The organism is Aeromonas sp. L_1B5_3 (assembly GCF_963866575.1).
Taxonomy (GTDB): Bacteria; Pseudomonadota; Gammaproteobacteria; order Enterobacterales; family Aeromonadaceae; genus Aeromonas; species Aeromonas jandaei.
Map to the genome: position 1 here is coordinate 1 of NZ_CAWMDN010000147.1, position 14,368 is coordinate 14,368.

General features: G+C 60.0%; 16 protein-coding genes, 1 tRNA gene and 1 other annotated feature. Of the genes, 11 read left to right on the forward strand and 6 right to left on the reverse strand.

Annotated features, from left to right (window positions below):
* The 4 genes from AACR93_RS19575 to AACR93_RS19590 form a co-directional block, all read right to left on the reverse strand.
* Window positions 1-907 (reverse strand): YqaJ viral recombinase family nuclease (locus AACR93_RS19575; RefSeq protein ID WP_043851725.1); only part of this gene is annotated, 907 nt, incomplete at its 3' end.
* 94 nt (window positions 908-1,001) lie between these two features.
* Window positions 1,002-1,952, reverse strand: a complete 951-nt coding sequence (locus AACR93_RS19580) for a DUF932 domain-containing protein (protein WP_043851726.1) — start codon at window positions 1,950-1,952, stop codon at window positions 1,002-1,004.
* Window positions 1,953-2,161: 209 nt separating this feature from the next.
* Window positions 2,162-2,238, reverse strand: a tRNA-Arg gene (locus tag AACR93_RS19585).
* A 50-nt stretch (window positions 2,239-2,288) separates the two neighbouring features.
* On the reverse strand, window positions 2,289-3,443 hold the full coding sequence (locus AACR93_RS19590; protein ID WP_041208017.1) for a flagellar assembly protein FlgT: 1,155 nt from the start codon (window positions 3,441-3,443) through the stop codon (window positions 2,289-2,291).
* A gap of 218 nt (window positions 3,444-3,661) precedes the next feature.
* On the opposite strand from AACR93_RS19590, the gene AACR93_RS19595 reads away from it, so the two are divergent.
* Together AACR93_RS19595 and AACR93_RS19600 are read left to right on the forward strand one after the other, a co-directional pair.
* On the forward strand, window positions 3,662-4,282 hold the full coding sequence (locus AACR93_RS19595; protein WP_041208019.1) for a FlgO family outer membrane protein: 621 nt from the start codon (window positions 3,662-3,664) through the stop codon (window positions 4,280-4,282).
* Between the two features lie 10 nt (window positions 4,283-4,292).
* Window positions 4,293-4,718: an LPP20 family lipoprotein gene (locus tag AACR93_RS19600; protein WP_041208020.1), complete on the forward strand. Its 426-nt coding sequence runs from the start codon at window positions 4,293-4,295 to the stop codon at window positions 4,716-4,718.
* 67 nt (window positions 4,719-4,785) lie between these two features.
* Here the strand turns inward: AACR93_RS19600 and AACR93_RS19605 are convergent, their stop codons facing one another.
* Window positions 4,786-4,947 carry a hypothetical protein gene (locus AACR93_RS19605; RefSeq protein WP_156153023.1) on the reverse strand — a complete coding sequence of 54 codons (162 nt, stop codon included), beginning with the start codon at window positions 4,945-4,947 and terminating at the stop codon, window positions 4,786-4,788.
* A gap of 89 nt (window positions 4,948-5,036) precedes the next feature.
* Entirely contained in the window at window positions 5,037-6,209 is a 1,173-nt protein-coding gene (gene pheA, locus AACR93_RS19610) for a prephenate dehydratase (RefSeq protein ID WP_043851727.1), read from the reverse strand.
* A 38-nt stretch (window positions 6,210-6,247) separates the two neighbouring features.
* Window positions 6,248-6,369: a sequence feature (Phe leader region), on the reverse strand.
* Between the two features lie 169 nt (window positions 6,370-6,538).
* On the opposite strand from pheA, the gene AACR93_RS19615 reads away from it, so the two are divergent.
* From AACR93_RS19615 to AACR93_RS19655, 9 genes are all read left to right on the forward strand, one after another.
* The gene (locus tag AACR93_RS19615; protein ID WP_043851728.1) at window positions 6,539-7,150 is read left to right on the forward strand and encodes an HAD family hydrolase; all 612 of its coding nucleotides are present in this window, start codon (window positions 6,539-6,541) and stop codon (window positions 7,148-7,150) included.
* An 18-nt stretch (window positions 7,151-7,168) separates the two neighbouring features.
* Entirely contained in the window at window positions 7,169-7,447 is a 279-nt protein-coding gene (locus tag AACR93_RS19620; RefSeq protein ID WP_041208026.1) for a DUF6482 family protein, read from the forward strand.
* Between the two features lie 87 nt (window positions 7,448-7,534).
* Window positions 7,535-8,371, forward strand: a complete 837-nt coding sequence (locus AACR93_RS19625; RefSeq protein WP_042032130.1) for a 7-cyano-7-deazaguanine synthase — start codon at window positions 7,535-7,537, stop codon at window positions 8,369-8,371.
* A 97-nt stretch (window positions 8,372-8,468) separates the two neighbouring features.
* The gene (locus AACR93_RS19630) at window positions 8,469-9,041 is read left to right on the forward strand and encodes a DUF3157 family protein (RefSeq protein WP_043851729.1); all 573 of its coding nucleotides are present in this window, start codon (window positions 8,469-8,471) and stop codon (window positions 9,039-9,041) included.
* 173 nt (window positions 9,042-9,214) lie between these two features.
* Window positions 9,215-9,856, forward strand: a complete 642-nt coding sequence (locus AACR93_RS19635; RefSeq protein WP_043851730.1) for an autotransporter — start codon at window positions 9,215-9,217, stop codon at window positions 9,854-9,856.
* 180 nt (window positions 9,857-10,036) lie between these two features.
* The gene (locus tag AACR93_RS19640) at window positions 10,037-10,984 is read left to right on the forward strand and encodes a YbgA family protein (protein WP_043851731.1); all 948 of its coding nucleotides are present in this window, start codon (window positions 10,037-10,039) and stop codon (window positions 10,982-10,984) included.
* Window positions 10,985-11,053: 69 nt separating this feature from the next.
* Window positions 11,054-11,941: a MerR family transcriptional regulator gene (locus AACR93_RS19645; protein ID WP_043851732.1), complete on the forward strand. Its 888-nt coding sequence runs from the start codon at window positions 11,054-11,056 to the stop codon at window positions 11,939-11,941.
* Entirely contained in the window at window positions 11,938-13,359 is a 1,422-nt protein-coding gene (phrB, locus tag AACR93_RS19650; RefSeq protein WP_043851733.1) for a deoxyribodipyrimidine photo-lyase, read from the forward strand. Before AACR93_RS19645 ends, phrB begins: the two co-directional genes overlap by 4 nt.
* A 1-nt stretch (window position 13,360) precedes the next feature.
* The gene (locus tag AACR93_RS19655) at window positions 13,361-13,789 is read left to right on the forward strand and encodes a nuclear transport factor 2 family protein (RefSeq protein ID WP_005343652.1); all 429 of its coding nucleotides are present in this window, start codon (window positions 13,361-13,363) and stop codon (window positions 13,787-13,789) included.
* Window positions 13,790-14,368: the final 579 nt, after the last annotated feature.

A 14,368-nucleotide genomic window follows, 5' to 3' on the forward strand; every position in this document is an offset into this window, starting at 1 on the left:
GATCCTGACCGAGCTTATCGAGATCCGGCGCCAGCCGGTCTTTACTGCGCTTCCAGGTGATCTTGCCATCGGCAAATAGCCCAGCAGTGGCTTCACCCAAAGTGGCTTGTAGCCGCTGCTTGAGTTGTGACTCCTGCAGCTCGACGGCTTCCTTTTGCTGACGCAATCGCAGCAGCTCGCCAAACAGCTGGTTGAACTCGGGGGAATCGGAGAGATCCAGCGTCTGGCCATCGTCACGCGGAAACAGCCAGCTCAGGGCATGGGCGGCATCACTGGAGCCGTCAGGCTCGGGCTGCTGATCTTGTTGCACCATCTGCCAGAACTGCGCTTCCCGCTCGGTGAGATCCTGGATCTTCTCCTCATCGCGCTCGATGCGATAAATCCGAAAATCCTGGCCGCCGATCAGCACTGCCACCTCAGCCCAGGCATGGCCGGTGACGGCCAGTTGATGGAGTACCTGACACTGGTAAGCCACCGGCACCCCTTCCTCCCACTGGGGGGCGCTGTGATAGCTGGCGGTCTTGATCTCCAGAATGCCCGGCCCATCGGGATGGCCGACTACCTCCCGGTCGAGGTTGGCGAGCATGAAGGGTTGCTCGGGATGTTGCAGCACCGCATTGACCCGGCGCACCTTGTAGCCTGTGCGCTTGGCATAGACCTGTGCCAGCACAGGTTCGAGCTCAATGCCCCACAGCACGGCTTCCTTGTGGGAGATATCCTCCGGCTCCTTGCGACCGGTCTTCTCCAGCCAGAGGCTGAGCGGGCATTTGTAGGGGGAGAGCCCCACTGCCACGGCGGCATCTGAGGAGCCAATGCCGAGTTTACGGATAGCGAGCCACTGCTCGCGGGTTAACTGGGTAGTAGAGGCTAGCCGCAGGGCTTGGCCGTATTTGGCTTTTGATTTCATGACTATTCCTTGTTGACGGCATAAATGGCGACGCCCGGATTGGCTTGTGCCAGTCCGGGTGAGGTCGTTATGTGGTTTGAATGGGGAAGCGGAATTACTGCAGCAGAGTGAGTGCCTGATTCAGGGCTTGGGATTTGAGTTGGGCACCCTGACCGAACCAAGCGGAATCAAGCCGGTGATCCTGGCTGCGGGCACGGCGGTGGTGATCCACGTATTCAGTGACCGCATTGACGAGCCCCCAGGCGGTATTGCGGGAGCTCGTAAGTTCTGAGCCCATGCCTGCGCCCTGATAGAGCTCATGCAGCCGTTGTATCGGCTTGGTGAGAATGATGTTCTCCTCATCGAGCGGTTGCGCCAACAGATCGCTGAAAAAGCGCAGCGCCTCTTCGGGGGCGACGGGCCGCTGTGCCAGCGCCTTGGTCTGCGTCTTGAACTCATCCCAATGGGAGAGCCCCAGTCCAAGCGACTCTTTGACGGCAGCGGCATCGAACTGAGTGGAGTGGGGCACCTTGATGGCACCAGTAGCGCCGCGCAGTGCCATCTGCAGGGTGTTGTTGCAAACCACCCGCAAAGAGGTGAACTGCGCCGTGGTGCAGAGTGTGCCGTCGCAACTGGTCGCCAGTAGCAGATAGGACTTTACCAAGTCATTGCCTTTGAGTTTTAGATCCTGGCCGGTCTTAGCCAGTGCCCACAGTTTGCGACCACCTTTGAGCGAGCCTGCTGTTTCCAACTCAAAGCCACCGGCTTCCACCAGATCTTGATAGAAGTGCAGCACCTCGTGAGGCTGTACCACGTTGTAGCGGCTTGAGACCACTGACAGAGGGGCAAGGGTATCGGAGCGATAAAGTACCTTGCTGTCGCTGTAGGGGCGGATATGTAGTGCATCGGAGGCGACGTTAAACATCACATCGCTCTGCTCGATGGTCCAATTCATCCCGGCTGCCTGTAGCCAGATATCGAGAGATTGTTGCGGGGGTAAAACATTGCCAAGGCCATGCCAGGGCGTTTGACCGGTGTAGGCCATCGTATCGATCAGGTGAGCCATGAGAAATCTCCAATGAAAAAGGAACTGCACAGAGCAGTCCCTTGGGTAGGTTCATGGAGGTAATGTATATCTGAAATTAATTCGAATGAGACTTATTTGCTTCTCTGATTTCTAGCTATGGAATGCGCGCTGTGGTACCCCGTGTGGTACCCCAGGCCAAAAACGACCAAGGGGTTGGCATCATGGCGATGCCAACCCCTTGTTTTATATGGCGCTCCCGACTGGAGTCGAACCAGTGGCCTGTCCCTTAGGAGGGGACCGCTCTATCCTACTGAGCTACGGGAGCCTTGTGGCGGGCATTATACAAGAAGCAACTCCCTTTTAAACCCTTGATTCCTATTCCAATACTGCCAAATCCCCGTTCTGGATGTTGAATGGTGAATATTTGTTCTGGCTGCGAATGATGGCGCCGTCGTCGAACACCTGCACCACTTCGAACAGACCGTCGGCCGGGTTGCGCATCATGCGGGACTTGCCGTAGGGGTCGATGAAGTCGGCGTTGTGCTGGATCCGGAACTGGTCGCCGAGCTTGACTCCGTTGCGTCGGCCGAGATTGATGTAGGGACCGCGTTCGTTCTGGCCGACCACCCGGGCGGTGACTGGGGCACAGGTGAGCTGGGCCACCAGATCCTGAGCGGCCTGCTGCAGCTGGTAGTTGACCTCCTGGCCGTAGCTCGACTGCCAGAACTGGCCGCTGTTGCTGCCCACCTGATCCCGTTTGCCGAAGGTCCAGGTGGCGCGCCCTTCATAGACCTTGCGGTTGATCAGGCTGCCGTTGATGCCGTCGAACAGGTAGAGCTGCATGCGAAAATTGCGGACGGGATCCTGATACCAGCTGGTCAGCTGGTTACCCTGCGGTTCGATTGAGAGATCGTCGATGCTGCCGAGCACCAGATACTGGCTGTCGGTGCGCAGGCTGAGGGCCTTGATCTCCTCGAGAGCGCTGCGATCCCCCTGTTGCAGGTGAAGCGGGTCGATGCGCAGGTTTTCATCCAGCCACTGGCGCACCGCGACTCCTTGCGGGGCGTTGGCGAGGGTTTCGAATAGCCGGCGCGAGAGGTTTTCCGGCATGTCATCCATGGCGCCGTAGCTGGCCTGATCGGGGTAGCGCAGGCGCAGCCTGACCAGTGTCAAATCCTTGGCGAAGTGCTGGGTCTGGCAGATCTGGCGTTCGGCCTGAATGTCGGCCACCAGGGTGATGTACATGCGGCCGTTGCGCACCTCTTCCCGTTTGAGGCGGTACTGGCGAATGTCGCCGCCAGAGCGGATCTGGATCTGCTCGGATCGCAGGCTGCCATTTTCCAGACGCTGCACGCTGGAGACGGCGGCGCCGCTGGCCAGCAGCGCTTGCCGCAGGGCATCGCGAGTCGCCTGTTCACGGGCGTAGACTTCATCCCCCCCCAGAATGGCAGCACTGCCCTGCGCTTCGATAAGCTCGGCGCGGGCGCTCAGGCTGGCCAGCAGCAGGGTCAACAGCAGCGGTAATTTCATAGCAGATACCTTGATTAGGCGACTCGCAGCCTCTTCTCTTGAAGAGGGCATGGCGGGCCGACATGGATCACAACAGTTGTTCGATGGCGTTTTTCTGTCCATCCGCCAGAGATTGGCTTAACAGCGAGTGTTTCAGCAAGAATCATGCCTCATTCCCGGCTCAAGGTTTGGCCGACGCGTCCGATAACAAATCAGGTGCAGATACAGGAAAGGTATCCATGAACAAATTCATCACGGCGTTGGCGCTCGCTCTGGCATTGGCCGGCTGCGGCTCCGACCCTATCAATCGGGATCAGGGTGATCCGCGTCAGGCGGCGCAGGGGATGGAGCTCAACTGGCTGGTGGCACGCATGACCGATCAGCTGATGGAGCGCAAATCGCTCTCCACTCTGACCGATCCCATCGCGGTAGCCTCTTTTGTCGATCTCGATACCCTGCAGGATACCAACTGGATGGGGCAGCAGATTGAGGAGAGCTTTATCTACGAGCTCAACCGCCGCGGCGAGGTGGTGGTGGACTTCAAGCTGACCGGCAGCATCAAGGTAACGCCGCAAGGGGATTTTGTGTTGAGCCGCAACTACAAGGAGCTCTCTCCCCGTCTGCCCATCTCGCGCATTCTGGTCGGCACCTTCAGTCGCAACAGCAAGGGGGTTCTGGTCAACGCCCGCATCATCGACATGCGTACCAAGATGGTCGAGACCACGGCCCAGAGCCTGATCCCGCAGAAATATCTGTTCGGTGCCAACAACTCGTTTGGTCGGGCATCGATTAACCGCGGTTATCTGATGCGTGACAGTCAGGCCAGACCGGGTGGTCATCTGGTCAACCTGACCCCATAAGGAGCAAGTCATGAAGATGTTGTTTGGTTGCCTGCTGGCTCTCTTGCTCACCGGTTGCAGCTACAACCGGGTGACTGATTACACCCAGGGTGGCAAGCCCGATGATTTTCCGGTGCTCAAGGCAGTGGGCTATGCGGTGATCGACATCCAGCCTGGCCCCTCCCAGTCGGAGAAGATGCTGCAGGCGATCCGCGCTTCCAAGATGGATGCCTATCGCGAGCTGGCCGAGCAGCTCAATGGCCAGCAGGTGCGCGGCCAGAGCAGCTATCGTGACCTGACCCAGACCTCCAACTCGCTCGATGTGTCGGTGGCTGGCGTGGTGCGCGGCGCCCGGGTGGTGGCCTCCTATCCCCGCGGCAACACCTATGCCACCGAGATGGAGCTCGATACTCGCGCCCTCTACAACATCAACCAGCTGATGGCCGGTCAGTTCTGATGTGAACCGGTCAAAAGCGGAGTGTTCAAGGCGAGCCAGCGGCTCGCCTTTTTGTTAGCGGGAAGAGTCAGGATCCGGGGCCCGGCAGGGAAAAATGGCTCTGGACAGGCAATTTAGCCGCGGCAATGGCCTTTTTAGCGGGCTTTATCGTCAATTTTTTCTTGATGATGGTGAGTAGCCATTTAGCTTTGCTGAACAATAAATAGCCCGTGGTGGCGAGTTTTGGCACTTGGCTACAGCCTGTTCAGCGCTTCAGGTGGGGAGGTGGCAGAAAAAACAGAGGCGGGCATGATGCCCGCCTCTTGCCGATTGGCTCGATTATTTGCCCATCAGTACCGGCGGCACTGCGGTCGGTTTGACATCCTCGCTCGGATAGCAGCCCAGCACCTTGATGTAGCGGGTGATCTTGGTCAGCTCCACCAGGGCGGCCTGCATCGCCGGGGTGTTGAGGTTGGCGGAGACATCGAGGTAGAACATCTCTTCCCACGGGTTACCCTGCACCGGACGGGATTCGAGCTTGGTCATGTTGATCTCGTGGTTGCGCAGCACCAGCAGTGCCTCCACCAGTGAACCCGGCTTCTGGGAGGTGGACATGATGAGGGTGGTCTTGGCCGGGATCTGCGGCGCCACGTCGATGGGCTTGCGCGCCACCACGATAAAGCGGCTGTAGTTCTCTTTCTGGTTGGCGAGCTGCTCGGCCAGCACGTCCAGACCATACAGTTCACCGCCGGCGGCGCTGCCGATGGCGGCGGCCTCCGGGCTTGCCAGCTCTTTCACCTTCATCATGGCGCTGGAGGAGGAGTCGCAGATCTCGTGGCGCGCCCCTTCCAGCTTGCTCAGATAGTGGGAGCACTGCTGGAACACTTGCGGGTGGGCATAGAAGGTCTTGATGCGGCCAAGCTCGGTCGGCACGGCGGTGAGAATGCAGTGCTCGATGGGGTAGGTGAGTTCGCCGACGATGGAGAGGCTGGTGTGCTGCATCACGTCATAGACTTCGTTGATGGAGCCCGAGCTGGTGTTCTCGATGGGCAGCACGCCAAAGGCGGCGCGGCCCGACTCCACCGCATCCAGCACTTCGCGGAAGTTCTGGCAGTTCACCTCGATCACCTGATCCTTGTAGCGCGCCAGATATTTGCGGGCGGCCAGGCTGGAGTAAGAACCGCGCGGCCCCAGATAGGCGACGCTGGTCATCGGCTCCTGCTGCTCCGGGTTGAGCAGGCTCTGCAGATAGGCCTGCTGGGAGAGCACCGAGTCCTCGATGATGGTGTGATAGATACGGGTGATGTACTGGGCATCCAGCCCCAGCACGCGCCCTTGCTGGATCAGGGCGACCAGCAGCTCCTGCTCGCGCTGGTGGTCACGGATGGGGCGCGGGTTGGCTTGCTTGGCTCGGGCAACCTCGATGCTGAGGGTCTTGCGTTTTGCCAGCAGGGCAAGCAGCTCCTGATCCAACCGGGTGATGTCTTGTCTGATCTCGTCGAGCGTTGCCATGATGGTTCCCTATCCAATTAATCGATTGATATTGATGCAAAAAAAAGCCTCCGCGAGGGGAGGCTTGATTCGTCTTTGCTTTCTGTTCACACGACGACAGGCCTTCCCTCAAGCGGGCCGGATAAACGAGAAAGCAAAGAAGAACGGTGCGTGCATAAGTGTGTCCTTGAAGTAACGTCATAACCATTAAGGGATTTGCTGCTGTGATGCAAGTAAAACTTGCCCACACCGCAAGATGGGGGCAGGGTATCCGGTCAAGTGGCAGGCGTATAAACGGCTTTATATGAAGCTGAATTTCTGCCCGCGATTCAGAGCTGCAGGAGGTTGTGATGGCGATTATTTTCGATTTGGGACGGGTGGTGGTGAGCTGGGATCCGGTCGGCATAGTGAGCTCGGTGCGTGGCCCAGAAGGGGCCGCTCAGCTGGCGGAGCGGCTGTTCAATCATCAGGACTGGCTGGAAGTGGACAGAGGCACCATGTCACTGCACGCCATGGCTCGTCAGGCAGAGCGCAGAACCGGCCTGAGCGCCACAGAAAACCTGGCGATTTTGCAGGCGGTGCCCCCTTCGCTGCTGCCAGATCCCGCTATGCTAACCTTGATGGCCGAGCTGCACGGAGCGGGCCATTTGCTCTATGCCCTCTCCAACATGGGGCACGCCAGCATCGACTGGCTGGAGCAGCATCAGGATTTCTGGCGCTTTTTCAGCGGCAAGGTGGTCTCGGCGCGGGTGCGGATGATGAAGCCGGAGCCGGATATCTATCGCTACCTGCTGGTGTCGTTCGATCTCAAACCGGCAGAGTGCATCTTCATCGATGACAGCCCCGCCAACGTAGCGGCGGCAGAGGCCCTTGGCATCAGGGGCATGGTCTTCACCGACGCGGCGAGTTGCCGCCAGCAGCTGGTTGAGCTGGGCTGTTTGCCCGCCACCGGCAAGGGGTAATGCCCCTTTGGGAGCGTTATGGAGCATGGCCGGTTTCGCAATTGGCTCAGTCACTATCCTGAGTCGAGCCTGCTGATCGCCTGCAAGGATGGCAGCGGTTATCAACTATGTATCGAAGCGGAAGGGGAGTGCCTCTGCCTGACCGACAGCGAGGGAGGGCGGCTTACCTTCACCTCGCTGGCGCAAGCGGAAGGTTTCCTTCGCGCTCACCAGATCCATCAGGCCCGGCTGCGGGTTTATGATGCCCAGAACGAGGATGTCGGGGCCGAATCGCAAGAGATCATTATCAAGTTTTAACCACAAATCCTGACCTTTTTAAGGGTCTATTCAGCTTGCCCGTTGCACAATACCGGAACCTGTTGTTGATCCGCCGGAGCTGTTGTCATGGGTGCCAATGTCGTTCTATTGAATCAGGGATATGATCATGCGTTCCTGGCCCGCGAGCAGCAGATGCTTGAGCGGCTGGCCGGGTTTGAGGAGGTCGTGGTCTCTTTTTCCGGGCGACTGGAGTCCTGTTACAGCATCGACATGTGCCGTGCCAGCGGCGTGAAGATCCATGCCATCACCTTTGACAATCCGACCCGCAGCCGCAGCGAAGTGGCGCGAGCCCGCCGTTACTGCCAGCGCTACGGTATCGATCACTGGATTATCAAGACCGACGAAATGATCTTCTGTGATCGCCTGCCCCATATGGAGGGGTTGATCGATCCGGTGCGCCGCTTGCGTGAACATGTGGGGGCACATCCAAAGTGGAACCATCTCCCGCTGCTGGTGCCGGCGGCACTGGAAGAGCGGGATGAGTATCTGGCTGAATTCGGTTCTCTGCCTGACCACACTATCTGGTTCTTTGCCGACAACCAGATGACCCGACGGGATTTTCGCTATGGCTTCAACAAGCGCCAGCTTGGTCGCTGGGGCAAGGGGGGCAATGGCTGCCTGAGCCATCGCTTCACCAATCCACGGCTGCTTGAGCAGCGTTACCTGCGGATGGTGGATCAAGCCGAGCAGATGCTGGCCGACATGGGGCTGGACGAGGCGCAGGTGTTTTTTCACACCCTCTCCGATTGCGGCATGACCCTGGCCCGGGTGCGTCTGCCTGAACACCAGCGGGCGCAGGCCTTTGATCTCCAGCCGGATATCCTGATGGCGCTCAAAGGAACCGAGTTCGATCTGGTGACCCTCGACATGGTGCAGGAAGAGCGTCACGACCTAGCTATCTAGGCTCCTGCGACAGCGGGAACGTGAGTCCCGTCATAGGCAAGGAGGGGGGCGACTGTTTATACTGTCGCCCTTTCACCCGTTACCGAGTGTTCATGCCATGAAATCTTTCTCCCGTCTGCTGGTTGCTCTCTGTCTCTCGCCCGTGTTGGCGCAGGCTGCTCCTGTTACCCAGGTGACCCTGCCTGATGGTCGTCAGGTGCAACTGAACGATGACTTCACCTGGGAATATCTGGTGGTCAAGCCGGCCGAGCCCGTCAAGGCGCTGGCCGAAGGGGCGAAAGCAGGCGCCGTGGTCGCGGTATCGGCCCCCGTGCTGACCGATCAGGCCAAGGCACACCCCGAATTGCTGTCACAGGCAGCGCGTGACGGGATCGTGGTCAAGCTCGACAAGGTTGAGGGGACAGATCCCCTGATGCTTACCTTTATGGTGGGCAATACCGGTACCCGCAATGTGGTCGGTGTCCGTGGCTGGGTCACGCTCTTCAGTCAGGAGGGGGTACAGCTCTCCCGTCAGGAGGCCCGTTTCTGGGTCGCCGAGAACCGTCTGCCGGAGACCTATCTGCGCAAGGGGCAGGAGCGTCCATCACTGGCCCTCGAGGTTGCCCGTCCGGCCGGATTGACCGGTCAGCCGCTGGTGCGAGTCGAGATCGACGAGGTGGTCTTCCGCTGATGTTTACCGGCTGGCGTGAGCCACACGCCAGCCATTTGTAACTCCTGTCATCATCCGCAATATCTGCTTACATCTGACATGATTTGGCAACAGCTTGCCGCTCGGCAACGCCACGCCGTCCCCGCACAATGACTCCATACCAGCTCGACGAGCTTATCAATGGAGTTAATGAGATGAAAAAGAGCGCTGTTTCCCTTCTGGTTCTGGCCGGTTTTGCTTCTACCTCTGCACTGGCACAGGATGCTTTCAGCTACGCCAAGGGCGCGGCTACCTGGGCCCACACCAAGTCCGACTATCTCAACGGTACCTTCAGCAATGACAGTAAAGGCACCCGTGATTTTGGCGGTCTGAGCCTGGATCTCTCCAAGAGCTTCGGCTCCAATTTCTACGGTCGTGGCAGCACTGAGTACACCTCTCGCAGCAGCGGCAACGACAGCATGTCTATATCCAGCATCGGTGTCGGTGTCTTTACCCCGCTCAGCACAGGTCTGAACCTCTACGGCGAAACCGGTGTGACCGGCTACATGCTTGAGCGTGAACTTGCCAGCGATATCGCTAACAAAGGCTGGGATGCTGTTGCTCGCAAAAACAGCGGCAGCATGTACGGCGAAGTGGGTCTTCGCTACGACATCGGCAATGTCGAGCTCTCTACCGCCTACCGCTACGCCAACATGACCGGCGATATGCACGACTTCAAAGTGGGCGGCGCCTACAAGCTCAACCAGAACTGGGCACTGACTGCCGACTACACCTACCGCAAGTGGGATGTGCAACAGGGTTCCATCTCCAGCCTGGGTGTGAAGTACAGCTTCTAATCCCCCTTCCCGTAGTCCGTAGTGTCTTGATTTTTACCCATGGCGTTTGCCATGGGTTTTTTCTTTTTCCGGTGATCCTCTTTTTCTCCTTGTGTCGTATCAGTTGGCAATAGTTATACAACTTCCATTTCTTTGTATAACTGTTATAACTGAATCAATGCTTATACAAGGAGCGTCATCATGTACAAGATTAAAGTCGGTATCAGTGCCTGCCTGCTGGGACAAGAGGTGCGTTTCGACGGGGGCCACAAGCGCTCCAGCTTCTGCGAACGGGATCTTGGCGCTCACTTTGACTATCACCCAGTCTGTCCCGAGATGGCTATCGGTCTCGGGGCACCCCGTGCCGCCATCCGGCTGGTCAAGCGTCACGGCGAGATCCGCGCCGAGGCGAGCAACGGCAGCTTCGATGTCACCGAAAAGCTGATTGCCTTCAGCGAGCAGAAGGCGCGCCAGCTCGACTTTATCTCCGGCTACATCCTCTGTGCCAAATCCCCCAGCTGCGGCATGGAGCGGGTGAGAATTTATGGTGCCAACAACGAGGGGAGCGCCAAGGAGGGGATAGGCCTCTTTGCCAAGGCGTTGATGGAGGCCAACCCCCTGTTGCCGGTCGAAGAGGATGGCCGCCTGTGCGACCCAATCCTGCGCGAGAACTTCGTGCTGCGGGTCTTTGCCTACCACGACTGGCAGCAGCTCTGCGCCCGCGGCATCACCGCCTCTGCGCTGATCCGCTTCCACTCCCGCTACAAGTATCTGGTGCTCTCCCACGCCACCACCCACTACCGGGCGCTTGGCAAGCTGCTCGGCAATCTGGGCAAGTCCGCCAACCTGCAGCAGGTGGCCGACAACTACATCAAGGGGTTGATGGCTGCGCTGACCCTGCGGGCCAACCGCCGCAGCCATACCAATGTGCTGATGCATCTGCAGGGCTACTTCAAGCGGGTGCTGACCCCGGCCCAGAAGCAGGAGCTGGCCGATACCATCGACAAGTACCGCACCGGCATCTTCCCCTTGCTGGTGCCGCTCACCCTGATCCGCCACTACCTGCGCGAGTACCCCAATCCCTATCTTGCCGAGCAGGTTTATCTCAATCCGCACCCCGATACGCTCAAATTGCGTTACGGGCTCTGAATCCGTTCTGTTGCCCCGACGCATGGCTTGCGCCGGAGCGCTTCACCCCTCTGTTTGATGGACGTTGTCATGTCTGATTTACCGCAAGAAGTTGCTCCTCTGGCTGATGAGGGGATCTACCCCATTCGCGAGGTCTCCCGCCTCACCGGCGTCAACGCCGTGACCCTGCGCGCCTGGCAGCGTCGCTACGGTCTGGTACAGCCGGCCCGTACCGAAAAGGGCCACCGCCTCTACAGCGAGCAGGATATTCGCCAGATCGGCGAGATCCTGAGCTGGCTGGAGCGGGGGGTGAGCATCGGGCAGGTGAAGGGGCTCTTGAGCGAACCCCATGCCCAGCCGGTGAGCGATCACTGGCAGCTGACCCTGGAGCAGTTCAGTCAGGCGCTGCTCGCCTTCAACCAGCGCAAGGCGAAGGCTGAGCTCAACGATCTGCTGGCGAGCTACCCGTTCGAGCTGGTGCGCAGCCGGGTGCTGCAACCGCTGGTGGAGCGGCTGCTGGGGCTGTGGCGCGAGCGGCCCGATGGCGAGCTGCTGCAACAGGTGTGGCTGGGTTGGCTGCATACCCGCTTCGCCCGCTACCTGATCGAGCAGGAGAAGGGCGTGCCGATCACCTTGGCGAGCTGGGGACAGGTGGGCCCCCTCGATCTGGTCTGGGCCGCCTACGAGCTGATCGGTCAGGGCTATGAGGTGCAACTGCTGGGGGCGGTGGAGCCACGCCATGTCAGCCTGCTGGAGGGACGTGCCGTTACTCCCTGGGTGGTATTGCTGGGAGCCGGTCTTGGCAAACAGGAGCTGGCCGCCGGGTGGCCCGCCGGTACGCGCCTGTTTGGCGAGCTGGGGCGCCTCTACGATGATGAGTGGCTTAAAGCCCACGGCTGGCAGGCGAGCCTTGCCGAGCTGATGGTGGACGCACCTGCAGCGGCTGGCGCCAGCGGACGCGGGAGGAAAAAATCATGAAGCTGGTCTGGTTGCGCAATGATCTGCGCCTTGCCGACAACCCGGCGCTGCGGCATGCATGCGCCGGTGATGAACCGGTGGCCGCGCTCTTTATCATCTCTCCCACCCAGTGGCAGCAGCACAAAATGGCCCCGATTCGTCAGCGCTTTATGTTGGCGCAGGTCGATGTGCTGGGCCGCGAGCTGGCGGCCATCGGCATCCCGCTCCATCTGCTGCGAGTGGAGACCTTTGCCGAGGTGCCCGCTGCGTTGGCAGACCTCTGCCGCGAGCAGGGGGTGACCCAGCTCTATGCCAATCAGGCTATCGAGCTCGACGAGCAGCGTCGCGATCATGCCGTCAGCGCCGCGCTGGCAGATCAGTCGGTGAGTTGTCACTGGCTCAACGGCTGTTGCGTATTGCCGCCGGGGCGGGTGCTGACTGGGTCGGGGGAGATGTTCAAGGTCTTCACCCCCTTCAGCCGAGCCTGGCTCAAGGCCCTCGATGAGGAGGGGTTTGTCATTCATCGCGCTCCTGCGTCCCGTGGCGAGTCGTTGCTGTGGCAGCCGCTGGCTGAGCGGGCGTGGGTTGATGAAGCACTCGGCGAGCTGACGACTGATCCACGCTGGCCGGTGGGGGAGGCGGAAGCCCGGCGTCGTTTGAACGATTTTCTGGAGCAGGCGGTGCTCGACTATGGCGAGACCCGGGATTTTCCTGCCATCGCAGGCACGTCCGTGCTCTCCCCCTATCTGGCGGCGGGCATCATCAGCCCCCGTCAGTGCGTGGCGGCGCTCCAGCAGCGGCTCGGCTATCGGCCACAGTCGAAGGCCCAGCCCGGCTTTGTCTGGCTCAATGAGCTGGTCTGGCGCGAGTTCTATCGCCATCTGCTGGTGCTGATCCCGACCCTCTCCATGAATCGCCCCTTCAAACCGGAGACCGCAGCGCTGCCGTGGAGCTGGGATCCGGATGCCTTCGCCGCCTGGTGCGAGGGACGAACCGGCTACCCCATCGTCGATGCGGCGATGCGCAGCCTCAACGCCACCGGCTGGATGCACAACCGGTTGAGAATGATAGTGGCGAGCTTTCTCACCAAGGATCTCCATATCCACTGGCGGCTCGGGGAGGATTACTTCATGAGTCGGCTCATCGATGGCGATCTGGCGGCCAACAACGGCGGCTGGCAGTGGGCGGCGGGTACCGGCGCCGATGCGGCGCCCTATTTTCGGGTCTTCAATCCCACCACTCAGGGGCAACGATTTGATCCACAAGGGGAGTTTATCCGTACCTGGGTAACTGAACTTGCCGATATTCCTGCCGCTTATGTGCATCAGCCCCACGACTGGCTGCGACTCAAGGGGCGACAGGATTATCCGGCTCCCATGGTGGATCACGCCGTTGCCCGGGTGAGAGCCATCGAGATGTTTCGCTCTCTGGAGAAATAGGATGAACGAGCCGCTGGCCCGCTTTATTGGCCTCTATCAGCAACTGGACAAACAGCAGTTGCACCGCTTGCCCGAGGTCTATGCCGAACAGGTGGTCTTTACCGATCCGGCTCACCGCATTGAGGGGCTGGCGGCTCTTGGCGACTATTTTGCCGCCCTCTATCAGCGCCTCGCTTACTGTCGTTTCGTCATCACCAGTCAGCAGCAGCAAGGGCAGCAGGCCTGGCTCGGCTGGACCATGACCTTCTCTCACCCCAGATTGCGTGGTGGTGAGCCGGTGACGGTGGAGGGGGCCACCCGCCTCGAATTCGACGAGGCGGGCAAGGTGTGCCAGCACAGGGACTATTTTGACCTGGGCGCCATGCTCTACGAGCAGTTGCCGCTGCTCGGGCCAGTGGTGCGCACCATCAAGATGAGGCTTGGCGCATGAGCGGCCGGGTGTTGATCACAGGGGCGACCTCCGGCATCGGCCGTCAACTGGCGCTCGATTACCGGCGGGCAGGCTGGCAGGTGTGGGGTTGTGGTCGCGATGGTGAACGGCTGCAGGCACTGGGGCTGGCAGGCGTCACGCCGCTGCAGTTCGATGCCCGGGATCTGGCCGCAATGAGCGGGGTGGCTGCCACGTTGCCATCCCTCGATCTGCTGATCCTCAACGCAGGCAACTGCGAGTACATGGATGTCGGCGAGGGGTTTGACAGCGAGCTGTTTGCCCGGGTGATTGAAACCAATCTGACCGCCACCGGTCATGCGCTGGCCGCCTTCTTGCCGTTGCTCGGTGCGGGATCTCGGCTGGCCATCGTCAGCTCGTCGGTGAGCTGGCTGCCGCTGCCGCGAGCCGAGGCGTATGGCGCCTCCAAGGCGGCCCTCGACTATCTGGCGGATACCTTGCGCCTCGATTTGGCCAGCAAAGGGATCGGGGTGACCCTGATCCGCCCCGGCTTTGTCCAGACGCCGCTGACCGCCAAAAATGATTTTCCCATGCCCTGTCTCTGTCTCTTATACACATCTG

Bases quoted from the DNA above. Each gene is read 5' to 3' on its own strand.
- AACR93_RS19580 (WP_043851726.1), bottom strand. From the start codon at position 1,952: ATGGCTCACCTGATCGATACGATGGCCTACACCGGTCAAACGCCCTGG.
- AACR93_RS19590 (WP_041208017.1), bottom strand. From the start codon at position 3,443: ATGAAATTACCGCTGCTGTTGACCCTGCTGCTGGCCAGCCTGAGCGCC.
- AACR93_RS19595 (WP_041208019.1), top strand. From the start codon at position 3,662: ATGAACAAATTCATCACGGCGTTGGCGCTCGCTCTGGCATTGGCCGGC.
- AACR93_RS19600 (WP_041208020.1), top strand. From the start codon at position 4,293: ATGAAGATGTTGTTTGGTTGCCTGCTGGCTCTCTTGCTCACCGGTTGC.
- pheA (WP_043851727.1), bottom strand. From the start codon at position 6,209: ATGGCAACGCTCGACGAGATCAGACAAGACATCACCCGGTTGGATCAG.
- AACR93_RS19615 (WP_043851728.1), top strand. From the start codon at position 6,539: ATGGCGATTATTTTCGATTTGGGACGGGTGGTGGTGAGCTGGGATCCG.
- AACR93_RS19620 (WP_041208026.1), top strand. From the start codon at position 7,169: ATGGAGCATGGCCGGTTTCGCAATTGGCTCAGTCACTATCCTGAGTCG.
- AACR93_RS19625 (WP_042032130.1), top strand. From the start codon at position 7,535: ATGGGTGCCAATGTCGTTCTATTGAATCAGGGATATGATCATGCGTTC.
- AACR93_RS19630 (WP_043851729.1), top strand. From the start codon at position 8,469: ATGAAATCTTTCTCCCGTCTGCTGGTTGCTCTCTGTCTCTCGCCCGTG.
- AACR93_RS19635 (WP_043851730.1), top strand. From the start codon at position 9,215: ATGAAAAAGAGCGCTGTTTCCCTTCTGGTTCTGGCCGGTTTTGCTTCT.
- AACR93_RS19640 (WP_043851731.1), top strand. From the start codon at position 10,037: ATGTACAAGATTAAAGTCGGTATCAGTGCCTGCCTGCTGGGACAAGAG.
- AACR93_RS19645 (WP_043851732.1), top strand. From the start codon at position 11,054: ATGTCTGATTTACCGCAAGAAGTTGCTCCTCTGGCTGATGAGGGGATC.
- phrB (WP_043851733.1), top strand. From the start codon at position 11,938: ATGAAGCTGGTCTGGTTGCGCAATGATCTGCGCCTTGCCGACAACCCG.
- AACR93_RS19655 (WP_005343652.1), top strand. From the start codon at position 13,361: ATGAACGAGCCGCTGGCCCGCTTTATTGGCCTCTATCAGCAACTGGAC.